Raw genomic sequence first — 252 nt, forward strand, 5'->3', positions numbered from 1 at the left:
TGGAGGTACAACAGATATCGCTGTACTATCTATGGGTGATATTGTTACCTCTTCCTCTATCAAAATGGCTGGCGATAAGTTTGATATGGAGATCTTAAACTATATTAAACGTAAGTATAAGCTATTAATCGGAGAACGTACTTCAGAAGATATTAAAATTAAAGTTGGTACAGTATTCCCAGGTGCACGTAGCGAAGAGCTTGAAATTCGCGGACGTGACATGGTAACAGGCTTACCACGTACAATTACAGT

At 38.5% G+C, this 252-nt stretch carries 1 protein-coding gene; it reads left to right on the forward strand.

Annotated elements, in window-relative coordinates; genetic code table 11:
* A partial coding sequence (locus SB717_RS37990; RefSeq protein WP_410908342.1) for a rod shape-determining protein occupies positions 1-252 on the forward strand: 252 nt, incomplete at both ends.

Source organism: Priestia sp. SIMBA_032, assembly GCF_046535215.1.
GTDB lineage: Bacteria > Bacillota > Bacilli > Bacillales > Bacillaceae_H > Priestia > Priestia aryabhattai.